Raw genomic sequence first — 12,334 nt, forward strand, 5'->3', positions numbered from 1 at the left:
AATGCCACGCGTTGCGAATCCCTCTTAAACAGTTTGTTAGTCGCGAGGCACCGAGCGACAATTTTAAGCCGAACTAAACTTTGCGAACAACAAAATTTATGTGCATTGACGCATACAAGTCAGGCGTAGTTTCAAAGCGCCTACTCAATGAAACCATTTGGAACATAAAACGTCGTAGAAAACGGACTGACAACACCAACAAGCGTTTTTGGAAAACCAATCTCACAGTGCGGACTTTCAACAAAGTCACTGGAACCACGTGGAACTTACCACACCAGAGAAAACGTCTTTTCAGCGAGTAAATCGGCTTTTGTACCCAACAAACTCACCGAGCGGAGTTGCGACCAAAAACAGATGCTCGATTGCCCTGCTCTGTCAGCAACAAAGAACAAAAAAACGCTAGGACAATTGCAAAACTTGGACTTAAAACAGCTGAAAATGAGTTTGGACCAACGTCGATGAACCTGTGAACCGGACAAACAGTTGCCAAATATTGAGCTTAGAAACATGATTTTGATTGCTAACTTTTTCTGGCGACTAACGCCCTGTTAAGGTGTGAGCAACGCAATACCGATGCCGCCGCATACCACCTTAATCACTTAAACCAACGCATGATAAAAATGCCACGCGTTGCGAATCACTCTTAAACAGATTGTTATGTTGTGACTCAAGGTATCTTCGTTTCTATGTTTAACTGCCCTGCCAACCCGGCTTCGCGATGCACGCTTAATGCTAAGAACTCTTCGGATGACGTCATTTCAAGAAGCGATTGGCGAGATGGATATTTTACAATAACAAATGAGTCCCAAAGGTCTTCAACCTGCCCAAGAATAAGACCAGTCACCTCTGAATAGAAGACAACTTCAGAACCATACTTTTCCAAAACCTTAAGCATAGGCTGACCATAAAGTTCATATGCTTCTTTGCCCGTTAGATTAGTTTCTCGACCATCTGCATATTCTGCCTTCTCTTTAAACTTGAAAAGGTTTAGTAGATGAATTTCACCTGATTCCGGTGAAGATTTTAACCTTTCCATCTGACTTTCTGATGGGAAAAGCTGATTCAGAACTTCCATATTCTCTCCTGCAACATAACGCCCTGCTAAGGGGTGAGCAACGCAATACAAAAGCCGCCGCAAACCACCTTAATCACTAAATTCAACGCATAGTAAAAATGCCACGCGTTGTGAATCCCTCTTGAGCAGTTTGTTAGTTTGCAAACCCAAAGCGTTGATTTTAAACTTTGCAAACAACAAACTTTATGTGCTTTGATGCATTTAAGTCAGGCGTAGTCTAAAAACGGCTAGTCAATGAAACCACTTTGAACAAACAACGCCGCAGAAAACGAACTTACAACACCAAAAAGCGCTTTTGGAAAACAAATCTCACAATGCGGACTTTCAACAAAGCAACTGAAACCACATGAACTTACCACACCAGAGAAAACGCCATTTCAGCGAGTAAATCGGCTTTTGTACCAACAAACTCAACGAGCAGAGTTTCAGCAAAAAACTGCGACTCAGTTAACCCCAAAGTCACCGCACCAAAGAACAAATCAACCGTTGAAACGATGCCAATTTTGGATTTTCACCATGTTAGTTAACACTGAAATTGAACGCCGATACGACAATTTCAACTTTGAGCTTTTACCACTAGATCTTGCGATATAGCTGCGTTTTTCCTCTTGCAAACTAACGCCTTGTTAAGGTGTGAGGCACGCAATACCGAAGCTCCCGCATACCACCTTAACCACTAAAACCAACGCATGGTAAAAATGCCACGCGTGCCGAATCACTCTTGAACAATTTGTTAGCTGTTTTTCCCCACGATGAGCTCTAGGTCACTTGCAAATGCCTCCAAACACGTTTGATCCGTGACAAATTCGAACTCTAACAGCTGAGAATTGGCACTATGTTCCGCAAAGGTTCCACTGATAATAATATGACCCAATCTGTTGATTTTAAAGTTAATAAAATGAACTCCGTACTCTTCGGTTAGTGTTACCGTGCCACTTAAGGTTTTAGACATTGAAATAATATCTTCTGCAAACTTAGCAACATTATCGAAGCGTACATTTCCAGAGTATGAGAAACCTCTGGACTTCATCGTTAGATTGCATTTTAAGGAAGTTCGATTTACCAGCTTGCAACTTTGAAGTGTGAGCGACTGTGTATCGTCATGAGTTTTTAGATGCACGACTTCTATATTTTCCATGGAGTCTCCAAACAGCTAACGCCCTGTTAAGGTGTGAGCAACGCAATACCAATGCTCCCGCATATCACCTTAAACACAAAACGCAACGCATAGCAAAAATGCCAAGCGTTGCGAATCGCTCTTAAACAGATTGTTATGTCTCTATGCCAAAAATCAGCTTTCGCTTTTTTCTCGGGCTTTCAGCTTACCCGTTTCAATAGCCTCGCTGACTTTAGCTATGCCATTGAAAACACCATCACCTACTTTATGAGTACCTGATTCAGCCGTTTTCTTAACTGATTTCCCAACTTTCTTTGCAGACTCACCAACAGGCTTCGCATAAACACTAGTTAAAAAGATATAAATACCAATGATTGCGATTGGTAGAAGAAGAACTTCCATAAGACTTTGACTCAATAAAACTTACAAACAGCCACTAGTTCTAGCTTAAACTTCAAGTAGAACCTAACCTAGAAAGTATGAAGACCGTATCGAAAAAATAGATACTCAAGTGTCACTACTTTCATAACGGCAGAATATATTCCACCTGTTATTGTAAGTAAATGAGTTAAAGCTCGGAGAAGAGACATAACGCCCTGTTAAGGTGTGAGCAGCGCAATACCGAAGCCGCCGCATACCACCTTAAACACTACAACCGACGCATAGTAAAAATACCACGCGTTGCGAATCACTCTTAAACAGATTGTTATACAAAACTAAATGAAAGCGGCGAGCATTAGTACAGTTAAGCCAAAGACTAGTAAATACTTACCTAATAACTTATTTGCCTGCTGTTTAGCAAACTCATGAACAAATTTTTCTTGCTCTTTAGTCTCATGAGGTAATAGATTCCCAATACCTATCCTTACTGATGGTACCGAAATTACAAACAAGTAACATGATATAAGAAGTGAAATAAACCCCGAAAGCTCCAAAACTACGCGTCTATCGAAAGTAAAGCCTATATACCAATTTGTTAAGACATCGCCGTATGAAGAGAGTAGACCACCAACTATAACTAGAAGTATTCCTGTCAATTCATCTGTGGTTTCTCTGGCTGCCTGTTTCTTATATACTTCTGCTTCACAAACTCCATCATAGTATGGCGTCATCCCCATACCCTGAGATTTTTTAACTGCTTCATCTTGGTTTGAAGCGATCTTAATAAAGTTATGCTTTAAAGATAGCAACAAACCAAGCGCGGCTAAAAAAGCACCTGACTTGCTAATTTCGATGTCAGCTAAAACATGTAGTACCAAAATAAGCACTACAGCTACCAATATTGATATCCTAGAAACTAGAGCATAAATAATCGATGAAAATACAAATACTGGCTTATCATACCGTATCTTGATTTTTCTTGAATTGTTCAACATTTCTCCTTTTGTATAACGCCCTGCTAAGGGGTGAGCAACGCAATACCAAAGCCGCCGCATGCCACCTTAATCACTTAAACCCACGCATAGTAAAAATGCCACGCGTTGCGAATCCCTCTTGAGCAGTTTGTTAGTCGCGAGGCACCGAGCGACAATTTTAAGCCGAACTAAACTTTGCGAACAACAAACTTTATGTGCTTTGATGCATTTAAGTCAGGCGTAGTCTCAAAACAGCTATTCAATGAAACCACTTGGAACAAACAACGCCGTAGAAAACGGACTGACAACACCAAAAAGCGCTTTTGGAAAACCAATCTCACAGTGCGAACTTTCAACAAAGTCACTGAAACCACGTGGAATTTACAACACCAGAGAAAACGTCACTTCAGCGAGTAAATTGGCTTTTGTACCAACAAACTCACCGAGCAGAGTTGCAACCAAAAACAGACTCTCGATTACCCTGCACTGTCAGCACCAAAGAACAAAACAACCGCAAGGACAGTTACAAAGCTTTGGACCTGAAACAGTTGAAATTGAGTTTTGACCATCGACGACGCACCTGCGTATCAAACGATCATCCTCGGAATTCTAAGCTTAGAAACATGATTTTTATTGCTAGCTTTTTCTGGCGACTAACGCCTTGTTAAGGTGTGAGGCACGCAATACCTAAGCTTCCGCATAACACCTTAACCACCAAATCTAACGCATAGTAAAAATGCCACGCGTGCCGAATCACTCTTGAACAATTTGTTATATTTTTTATAACTCAACTTTCATTAACTTACTTATATCACCTGAAGATAAATCAAACACCGAGAATTCTTTAATGTATTCATGTTTCTTTTGGTCATACGGTGCTGCAATAACTCTATCTCCATATGTTGCGATTAAAACATAAGAGCTTTTCATATGCTCGAACAAATAATAATCGTTTTTACTTTTAGCACTTAGGCTACCAGCTCCCATACAAATAGCGATCAACACTAAACTACCGAAAAGCATTAGTTTCAGATTATCTTGAAGGTTATGCTCATCTTCAGAGTTGCCATTCCCATAGCTAAAGACACCTGAATTCCCTTTAATAATGGACTCCCTCAAACTTCCAGCTCTTCGAGCAGATAGCGAAATCAAAAGAGTAAAGGCAATTGAGATAATAATGGATGCGAAGAAAAATTTTATAAATAAGTCCGAGAAGCCCGTTGCAAACACACCGATAGCTGGAAAAATTGAAAAATACAAAATGTTTCGAGCAAACACTCCTTTCATAGTGCCGGTATCACTAAATAGAACCAAGGAAGCCACGAAGTTATAAAAAGCAAAGAAATAAACCACCGCCCAAACGCTAGATTTTAGAGTCATTTCCAACGTTATAGAAATCATTGAAGTCGGGTAACCAAAGTAAGTGGCATATCCATATTCGTGAGAAAGAGCTATTGCATAACCGAACAAAGGAATCGCAGCAACTATAAATCCGTCACCTAGCCAACGTGAGATTATTTTATTCATAACTACCCTAAAAAATATAACGCCTTGTTAAGGTGTGAGGCACGCAATACCGAAGCTCCCGCATACCACCTTAAACACTAAAACCAACGCATGGTAAAAATGCCACGCGTGCCGAATCACTCTTGAACAATTTGTTAGCTGTTTTTCCCTACGATGAGCTCTAGGTCACTTGCAAATGCCTCCAAACACGTTTGATCCGTTGCAAATTCGAACTCTAACAGCTGAGAATTGGCACTATGTTCCGCAAAGGTTCCACTGATAATAACATGACCCAATCTGTTGATTTTAAAGTTAATAAAATGAACTCCGTACTCTTCGGTTAGTGTTACCGTGCCACTTAAGGTTTTAGACATTGAAATAATATCTTCTGCAAACTTAGTAACATTATCGAAGCGTACATTTCCAGAGTATGAGAAACCTCTGGACTTCATCGTTAGATTGCATTTTAAGGAAGTTCGATTTACCAGCTTGCAACTTTGAAGTGTGATCGACTGTGTATCGTCATGAGTTTTTAGATGCACGACTTCTATATTTTCCATGGAGCCTCCAAACAGCTAACGCCCAGTTAAGGTGTGAGCAACGCAATACCGATGCTGCCGCATACCACCTTAACCACTAAGCGCAACGCATAGCAAAAATGCCACGCGTTGCGAATCACTCTTAAACAGTTTGTTATGTGCGTTGCTCAAATTCATACTCTGTAAGACACCATTGCTTTGGACTTGACCAACTGATTTCTTTGAATGATGTTCTTAGGTCACCGCTCAATAAAAGTTGCTTCATAAAATGGCTAGGTGAAATATAAGCTTTATCATCGTAAGCAAACACAAAGCCCTGCTTATTGAGCTCAAGCATCATCTGTTTGGTTTCCTTTGATTGAATCCCACCATTGAGATCAAGCTCATCAATACGACCGCTTGTGTCACCATCTCGACTGCTATTGCTTAACTTTATTGAGGTATTATCTATGGCAACAACGTGCGCCGGAGGGACTTCTCCTGATTGACCAAACTCAACTTTGTAAGGAGGCTGTTTTATCATTTGATCTCCAAGCACATAACGCCCTGTTAAGGGGTGAGCAACGCAATACAAGAGCCGCCGCATACCGCCTTAAACACTAAAATCAACGCATAGTGAAAATGCCACGCGTTGCGAATCCCTCTTGAACAGTTTGTTAGCCCTGTGGTTGACTAGTACATATAACCTAGCCAATCAAAATGTCCAACACCCCACTGCTTATCTCTGAGTGGTTTCACATACAGTTCATCAAGATGCTCTACAGCAACGCCAAAGTTGGTGTGCTCGTGAAGCCTTAACCAAGACTGCATGCACTGAACTTGGTAAAAGCCGTTTGTAGAGTAGAAATCATGTAACTCAGATATAAGGATTATGAAATCCACATCTTTAGTTTCAGCAAATGCCGATAATTCTGACAACATAAAAGAGCCAATACCTTGCCCTCGATAACGTTCGTCAACACAAAAGTCGATTACGCCCAGAACCTTATGTATTTCCCCGCCGACACTAACAACGCGATAATCCAGCCCAAGATAGCCAACCAGCTGTTCACCTTGAAAATGAAGGGCACGCATATGAGGCAACTGCTTAAAGTAAGAACGACTTACTTGGCTATCTGGAAAAGCTTGATTTCTTAATGCTTCGATTGCCTTATGATGCAATTCTGAAACATCTATTTCTTGTACGATTTCCATATCGTTTCCTCGAAAAGGGCTAACGCTCTGTTAAGGGGTGAGCAACGCAATACCAAAGCCGCCGCAGACCACCTTAAACACTAAAACCAACGCATTGTGAAAATGCCACGCGTTGCGAATCCCTCTTGAACAGTTTGTTAGGTGCGTAGCCAAAGTTGGTAAAAGTCTGTTTCATCGTGCTTGGGATTCTTGCGCACGAACTCCCAACCATGGCGCTTATAGAATGTGAGAGCTCGATGGTTAGTTCGGCTCACTGAAAGTACTGCACGCAAACAACCCGCTGTACTCAACGTGCTTACAATATAATCCTGCAATTTTGCAGCGAGCCCTGAACCACGAAAATTTGGCTTTAAGTAAATGAGATGCACATAGCCAGTCTCCGGCTCGGGTGAAAAGCTACGAAACTCTAGCTGCCCTGCAAACTGACCATCCACAAATATATGGATATAGAACCATCCTGATGTTGCTAACCGGTCTAATACTCGTTCACGATAACCACTGATGAAGTCGTCGAAACCATCGTAATGCCCAAAACTACAAAAGTATGCATCTTTTCTCGCAGCAACGCACAATTCGAAATCATCAATATTTATCTGCTGAAAAGCAATTTCCATGCTTACCTTTTCCTTCAAGCACCTAACGCCCTGTTAAGGTGTGAGCAACGTAATGCCGATACTTCCGCATACCACCTTAAACACCAAACGCAACGCATAGTAAAAATGCCACGCGTTGCGAATCGCTCTTAAACAGTTTGTTATGTTTGCATCACCAACGTTCAAAAATTGAAAAATATCATTGCCCATTTCATCGGATATACTTATGAATATATTCACTCGTTGCTTTATAGTATTCTTTCATTAGCTCATCGCTAATAGGACGCTGCTTCTCATAATAATGCTTTCCTGATGAACTACGCGCCGAATCCGAAAGTTCGTGAATTACTTCCTCTCCAAATTTTAAATAACGAGAAACTTCATCAACCTTTAATAAAAAAGTAGCAGTTTCCTCTCCAATGCCATAATCACACCTTGAATTTAGAATGTAATTTTCCCCATCACTATATAAAAGCCAGTTATTATGTTTAGCCACAACTTTCATACTATTAAATTCCCTATTGTATATCATATTGCATTTTTTCTGTTACCAACGATAACAAACATAACGCCCTGCTAAGGGGTGAGCAACGCAATACCGAAGCCGCCGCAAATCACCTTAATCACTAAAATCAACGCATAGTAAAAATGCCACGCGTTGTGAATCCCTCTTGAGCAGTTTGTTAGTCGCGAGGCACCGAGCGACAATTTTAAGCCGAACTAAACTTTGCAAACAACAAACTTTATGTGTTTTGATGCACTTAAGTCAGGCGTAGTCTCAAAGCGGCTACTCAATGAAACCACTTAGAAAAAACAGCGCCGCAGAAAACGGACTGGCAACACCAAAAAGCGCTTTTGGAAAACCAATCTCACAGTGCGGACTTTCAACAAAGTCACTGAAACCACGTGGAACTTACAACACCAGAGAAAACATCCTTTCAGCAAGTAAATAAGCTTTTAAACCAACAAACTTACCGAGCAGATTTGCAACCAAAAACAGATTTTCGATTGCCCCGCTCTATCACCACCAAAGAACGAAACAACCGCTTGGAAAATAGCAATGCATTGATTTAGAACCGATGAAACTGAGCTTTGACCGTCGAAGATGGAACTATGAATCAAACAACCAGTAGCCAAGTTTTGAGCTTAGAAACATGATTTTGATTGCTAGCTTTTTCTGGCGACTAACGCCCTGTTAAGGTGTGAGCAACGCAATACCGAAGCCACTGCATACCACCTTAAACACCAAACACAACGCATAGCAAAAATGCCACGCGTTGCGAATCACTCTTAAACAGATTGTTAGCTTTGTTGGTTTAGAAAATGTCTATATAAAATGGACCTGACGCATTAGCGGTGGAGAGCTCACTCCACTCCTTCACCAAACTGTTGAACATACGTTGTACGTAGTTATTATCACTAGCTGCTTTGGGACCAACATATTCATTTCCGCGCTGGCACGTTTCATAGCGCATAAACATAGAAGGTTGAGATTTTTCGAAGCCAATTGGAGTTAAATTTGATGGAATTGGCGTGACGAATACCTCCCCATTTTTGTCAACCCATAAACAATGGCTTGCCGCGCTGTCATCACAAGATCCGAGTAGTGATGAGAGTTCTGACGCTTGAGGATTATTATTAAGATTCATAATATTACCTTATTTTACTTTAAATAATTATGCATTTTAATACATAAGCAATACATCTCACAGTGATAGTAAGCAAACAAACTCACCTCATAAAGCTAACGCCCTGTTAAGGTGTGAGCAACGCAATACCGATGCCACCGCAGACTACCTTAAACACAAAACGCAACGCATAGCAAAAATGCCAAGCGTTGCGAATCACTCTTAAACAGTTTGTTATGCCTGTCCTAACACGCGCTCAATAAAAGCTGATTTTTTCCGACGATACTCTTCTTGAGTCCAACCTGTACAAGACACTTTGAGTTCATTGTATTGCTGAACTAACTCAGGACTTTCGCGGAGTTTGTCTCTAAACCCCACAAAGAACGCAAATTCCGAGCCGTTCGCTACAACTTGGAAAGCGACATCCTCACCTGAACTATTTTCCAGCATGCAAAGCTCTGGAGTTCTTAACGTATCGGATTTTTCGTTGAAACCTAGAGTAGAAAGTAACTTTACTGCGTTCTCTAGTTCCTTGCCGTTAACGCCAACAAGTATGTCTAGGTCACCCTTAGATACGGCATTAGGGATAGAGGAAGATCCAATGTGCTCAATAGATGCATCTGGAAGTAAAGCAGCTATCTCAAGTGCATACTTACGATATAGGCTTTCACAAGATGCCTGATATTCATCTGCTTTGTAAAACTGCATATTTGCTCCCAAAAGGCATAACGCCCTGTTAAGGTGTGAGTAACGCAATACCGAAGCCGCCGCATACCACCTTAAACACTAAACGCAACGCATAGTTAAAATGCCACGCGTTGCGAATCACTCTTAAACAGATTGTTATGTTGTGACTCAAGGTATCTTCGTTTCTATGTTTAACTGCCCTGCCAACCCGGCTTCGCGATGCACGCTTAATGCTAAGAACTCTTCGGATGACGTCATTTCAAGAAGCGCTTGGCGAGATGGATATTTTACAATAACAAATGAGTCCCAAAGGTCTTCAACCTGCCCAAGAATAAGACCAGTCACCTCTGAATAGAAGACAACTTCAGCACCATACTTTTCCAAAACCTTAAGCATAGGCTGACCATAAAGTTCATATGCTTCTTTGCCCGTTAGATTAGTTTCTCGACCATCTGCATATTCTGCCTTCTCTTTAAACTTGAAAAGGTTTAGTAGATGAATTTCACCTGATTCCGGTGAAGATTTTAACCTTTCCATCTGACTTTCTGATGGAAAAAGCTGATTCAGAACTTCCATATTCTCTCCTGCAACATAACGCCCTGTTAAGGTGTGAGCAACGCAATACAAAAGCCGCCGCATACCACCTTAAACACTGAACGCAACGCATAGTAAAAATGCCACGCGTTGCGAATCACTCTTAAACAGTTTGTTATACGTTTAGTCGAGTGAACCGTAAATCGCATTACAGCCATTCGTTCTCCAAAGCTCTTGATGAACTAGTTTCCAGTCGAAACTATATGTCTCTTTTAACTGAACTTTCTCAGCTTCGAATGCTTTGTCAGGTTCAGACATTTTTGCGACCATATAACCCAGTAAAACCTTACGGTCTTGCAGCATTTCTAAAAAAGCCAACATCCCTTCATCATTAGCTTGAAGCTGCATCTCTAGGAGCTGCTCCGTATTGGCAGTGATAGCTTTGTAAAACTTAGACATTGCTTCTTGAGCTTCGGCATCTGATTTAAAATTGCCTAATACAACATCCAAACACTTTGCATAGTCTTGGTTCACAGCATAGAGTTGCTCCGAAGAATCCGTATTAGCATGACCAGCTAAAGACACTGTCAACGCAAGCAAACAAAGACTAGTGTGAAACTTCATATGTTTTTCCTCAAACGTATAACGCCCTGTTAAGGTGTGAGCAACGCAATACCGATGCCGCCGCATACCACCTTAACCACTAAAACCAACGCATAGTAAAAATGCCACGCGTTGCGAATCACTCTTAAACAGTTTGTTAGTTTTATTGCTGGCGACTCAGTAACAAGCTTGCTCCAGACATAGCCAAAAAAGTTGCACAACCTCTATTGAAGCGCTTTGCCATTTTCGGCTTCGTAAACCACTGCCTTAAGTACATTCCAAATATCGCATAAATCGATATTGCACCCATTTCTAAAATGAGGAACGTAGCCCCTAAAGCAAAGAACTGTTCATTTACACTCGCTGAAACATCGACGAACTGTGGTAGAAAGGCGGTAAAGATTAAGATCGCCTTTGGATTACCGGCGGCTAGCAGAAATTCTTGTTTAACCAAACCTAATCGGTTGCGAGTATTTTCTAGTTCAGAAACAGGACTTGCTTCCGAACGCCAAAGATTAAAGGCAATCCACAACAAATAAGTCGCACCCACAATTTTAATCGTTAGAAATAGAGTCTCAGAAGCATAGAGAACCACTGCTAAACCAGAAGCAGCCAAGGCAATCATCACAGCGAATGCAGCGATACGACCAAGTCCAGCAATAAAAGCGGACTTGAAACCGTAACAACGAGCATTGTTCATGGACAATAGATTGTTTGGACCAGGAGTCATATTGAGCGCAAAACACGCAGGTATAAAGAACAATAACTTCCAGATTTCCACAATATTTCCTCCATAAAACTAACGCCGCATTAAGGTGTGAGCGACGCTTGGCTATACTTGAGCGAAGCGAAACTGCCAAGCGTTGCGAATCACTCTTAAATGCTTTGTTAGCAGCAACTTACAACGCGAGTTTAAACCCTTCATGTGTTGCTTTAAATCCAAGTTTTTCATAAAACCTGATTGCATCAGGGCGCTGCTTATCACTTGTTAACTGAACGATTGTACAGCCTTTATTTTTTGCCTGTTCAATAGCATATTCGAACATTTTCTCACCAAAACCTTGTCCACGATAGTCGCTATGAATTCGGACACCTTCGATAAGACAACGCCAACTACCGATATGCGTTAGGTAAGGAATAAAAGTAATTTGAAGCATCCCGACTAAAGAGTTTTCCAGCTCAACAACGAGTAATTCGTTGTTTGGGTCTCGTATAATCGCTTCGAACGCTTCAAGATACGCACTATTCAACGGAACAGACGCATCTTCTCTTTTGCTACCAAGTGGATCATTCGAAAGCAAAGCAACAAGACTTTCCAAATCTTCATAATCAGCTGAACGATATTTTAATTCCATCTATAGTTCCTTATTACTTCTAGCTGCTAACGCCCTGTTAAGGTGTGAGCAACGCAATACTGAAGCTACCGCATGCCACCTTAAACACTAAACGCAACGCATAGCAAAAATGCCAAGCGTTGCGAATCACTCTTAAACAGATTGTTAT

The 12,334-nt window shown here is 41.1% G+C and carries 17 protein-coding genes; 1 reads left to right on the plus strand and 16 read right to left on the minus strand.

Annotated features, from left to right (window positions below; genetic code table 11):
* Positions 1-667 precede the first annotated feature (667 nt).
* From NL647_RS18530 to NL647_RS18565, 4 genes are all read right to left on the minus strand, one after another.
* Positions 668-1,075 carry a DUF1330 domain-containing protein gene (locus NL647_RS18530; RefSeq protein ID WP_253650530.1) on the minus strand — a complete coding sequence of 136 codons (408 nt, stop codon included), beginning with the start codon at positions 1,073-1,075 and terminating at the stop codon, positions 668-670.
* A 733-nt stretch (positions 1,076-1,808) separates the two neighbouring features.
* A complete protein-coding gene (locus NL647_RS18545; protein WP_253650532.1) occupies positions 1,809-2,213 on the minus strand; it encodes a hypothetical protein in 405 nt (134 codons plus the stop codon).
* A gap of 153 nt (positions 2,214-2,366) precedes the next feature.
* Positions 2,367-2,594, minus strand: a complete 228-nt coding sequence (locus NL647_RS18555) for a hypothetical protein (RefSeq protein WP_061036279.1) — start codon at positions 2,592-2,594, stop codon at positions 2,367-2,369.
* Positions 2,595-2,908: 314 nt separating this feature from the next.
* Entirely contained in the window at positions 2,909-3,568 is a 660-nt protein-coding gene (locus NL647_RS18565; protein ID WP_253650534.1) for a hypothetical protein, read from the minus strand.
* 241 nt (positions 3,569-3,809) lie between these two features.
* Here NL647_RS18565 and NL647_RS18575 point away from each other — a divergent pair, with 241 nt between their 5' ends.
* On the plus strand, positions 3,810-4,112 hold the full coding sequence (locus NL647_RS18575) for a hypothetical protein (RefSeq protein ID WP_233969545.1): 303 nt from the start codon (positions 3,810-3,812) through the stop codon (positions 4,110-4,112).
* A 215-nt stretch (positions 4,113-4,327) separates the two neighbouring features.
* Here the strand turns inward: NL647_RS18575 and NL647_RS18585 are convergent, their stop codons facing one another.
* The 12 genes from NL647_RS18585 to NL647_RS18695 form a co-directional block, all read right to left on the minus strand.
* Entirely contained in the window at positions 4,328-5,074 is a 747-nt protein-coding gene (locus tag NL647_RS18585; protein WP_061036362.1) for a hypothetical protein, read from the minus strand.
* A 134-nt stretch (positions 5,075-5,208) separates the two neighbouring features.
* Positions 5,209-5,613 (minus strand): hypothetical protein, encoded by a 405-nt coding sequence (locus NL647_RS18595; protein WP_045484894.1) that lies wholly within the window; start codon positions 5,611-5,613, stop codon positions 5,209-5,211.
* A gap of 133 nt (positions 5,614-5,746) precedes the next feature.
* Positions 5,747-6,115: a hypothetical protein gene (locus tag NL647_RS18605; RefSeq protein ID WP_020198131.1), complete on the minus strand. Its 369-nt coding sequence runs from the start codon at positions 6,113-6,115 to the stop codon at positions 5,747-5,749.
* A 149-nt stretch (positions 6,116-6,264) separates the two neighbouring features.
* Positions 6,265-6,786 carry a GNAT family N-acetyltransferase gene (locus NL647_RS18615; protein ID WP_005433929.1) on the minus strand — a complete coding sequence of 174 codons (522 nt, stop codon included), beginning with the start codon at positions 6,784-6,786 and terminating at the stop codon, positions 6,265-6,267.
* A gap of 137 nt (positions 6,787-6,923) precedes the next feature.
* Positions 6,924-7,400, minus strand: a complete 477-nt coding sequence (locus NL647_RS18625) for an N-acetyltransferase (RefSeq protein WP_141180030.1) — start codon at positions 7,398-7,400, stop codon at positions 6,924-6,926.
* A 190-nt stretch (positions 7,401-7,590) separates the two neighbouring features.
* Positions 7,591-7,884 carry a hypothetical protein gene (locus NL647_RS18635; protein ID WP_017191337.1) on the minus strand — a complete coding sequence of 98 codons (294 nt, stop codon included), beginning with the start codon at positions 7,882-7,884 and terminating at the stop codon, positions 7,591-7,593.
* A gap of 811 nt (positions 7,885-8,695) precedes the next feature.
* The gene (locus tag NL647_RS18650) at positions 8,696-9,028 is read right to left on the minus strand and encodes a hypothetical protein (protein ID WP_050550064.1); all 333 of its coding nucleotides are present in this window, start codon (positions 9,026-9,028) and stop codon (positions 8,696-8,698) included.
* Positions 9,029-9,241: 213 nt separating this feature from the next.
* Complete coding sequence (locus NL647_RS18660) at positions 9,242-9,715, minus strand: GrpB family protein (RefSeq protein WP_253650536.1); 474 nt, start codon at positions 9,713-9,715, stop codon at positions 9,242-9,244.
* Between the two features lie 147 nt (positions 9,716-9,862).
* On the minus strand, positions 9,863-10,270 hold the full coding sequence (locus NL647_RS18670; protein WP_203518451.1) for a DUF1330 domain-containing protein: 408 nt from the start codon (positions 10,268-10,270) through the stop codon (positions 9,863-9,865).
* A gap of 141 nt (positions 10,271-10,411) precedes the next feature.
* Positions 10,412-10,852: a hypothetical protein gene (locus NL647_RS18680; protein WP_010648782.1), complete on the minus strand. Its 441-nt coding sequence runs from the start codon at positions 10,850-10,852 to the stop codon at positions 10,412-10,414.
* A 142-nt stretch (positions 10,853-10,994) separates the two neighbouring features.
* On the minus strand, positions 10,995-11,612 hold the full coding sequence (locus tag NL647_RS18690) for a LysE family translocator (protein WP_027726856.1): 618 nt from the start codon (positions 11,610-11,612) through the stop codon (positions 10,995-10,997).
* A 118-nt stretch (positions 11,613-11,730) separates the two neighbouring features.
* Positions 11,731-12,186, minus strand: a complete 456-nt coding sequence (locus NL647_RS18695) for a GNAT family N-acetyltransferase (RefSeq protein ID WP_253650537.1) — start codon at positions 12,184-12,186, stop codon at positions 11,731-11,733.
* Positions 12,187-12,334: the final 148 nt, after the last annotated feature.

This window comes from Vibrio sp. Y29_XK_CS5 (assembly GCF_024181835.1).
GTDB lineage: Bacteria > Pseudomonadota > Gammaproteobacteria > Enterobacterales > Vibrionaceae > Vibrio > Vibrio harveyi.

Bases quoted from the DNA above. Each gene is read 5' to 3' on its own strand.
- NL647_RS18530 (WP_253650530.1), bottom strand. From the start codon at position 1,075: ATGGAAGTTCTGAATCAGCTTTTCCCATCAGAAAGTCAGATGGAAAGG.
- NL647_RS18545 (WP_253650532.1), bottom strand. From the start codon at position 2,213: ATGGAAAATATAGAAGTCGTGCATCTAAAAACTCATGACGATACACAG.
- NL647_RS18555 (WP_061036279.1), bottom strand. From the start codon at position 2,594: ATGGAAGTTCTTCTTCTACCAATCGCAATCATTGGTATTTATATCTTT.
- NL647_RS18565 (WP_253650534.1), bottom strand. From the start codon at position 3,568: ATGTTGAACAATTCAAGAAAAATCAAGATACGGTATGATAAGCCAGTA.
- NL647_RS18575 (WP_233969545.1), top strand. From the start codon at position 3,810: ATGAAACCACTTGGAACAAACAACGCCGTAGAAAACGGACTGACAACA.
- NL647_RS18585 (WP_061036362.1), bottom strand. From the start codon at position 5,074: ATGAATAAAATAATCTCACGTTGGCTAGGTGACGGATTTATAGTTGCT.
- NL647_RS18595 (WP_045484894.1), bottom strand. From the start codon at position 5,613: ATGGAAAATATAGAAGTCGTGCATCTAAAAACTCATGACGATACACAG.
- NL647_RS18605 (WP_020198131.1), bottom strand. From the start codon at position 6,115: ATGATAAAACAGCCTCCTTACAAAGTTGAGTTTGGTCAATCAGGAGAA.
- NL647_RS18615 (WP_005433929.1), bottom strand. From the start codon at position 6,786: ATGGAAATCGTACAAGAAATAGATGTTTCAGAATTGCATCATAAGGCA.
- NL647_RS18625 (WP_141180030.1), bottom strand. From the start codon at position 7,400: ATGGAAATTGCTTTTCAGCAGATAAATATTGATGATTTCGAATTGTGC.
- NL647_RS18635 (WP_017191337.1), bottom strand. From the start codon at position 7,884: ATGAAAGTTGTGGCTAAACATAATAACTGGCTTTTATATAGTGATGGG.
- NL647_RS18650 (WP_050550064.1), bottom strand. From the start codon at position 9,028: ATGAATCTTAATAATAATCCTCAAGCGTCAGAACTCTCATCACTACTC.
- NL647_RS18660 (WP_253650536.1), bottom strand. From the start codon at position 9,715: ATGCAGTTTTACAAAGCAGATGAATATCAGGCATCTTGTGAAAGCCTA.
- NL647_RS18670 (WP_203518451.1), bottom strand. From the start codon at position 10,270: ATGGAAGTTCTGAATCAGCTTTTTCCATCAGAAAGTCAGATGGAAAGG.
- NL647_RS18680 (WP_010648782.1), bottom strand. From the start codon at position 10,852: ATGAAGTTTCACACTAGTCTTTGTTTGCTTGCGTTGACAGTGTCTTTA.
- NL647_RS18695 (WP_253650537.1), bottom strand. From the start codon at position 12,186: ATGGAATTAAAATATCGTTCAGCTGATTATGAAGATTTGGAAAGTCTT.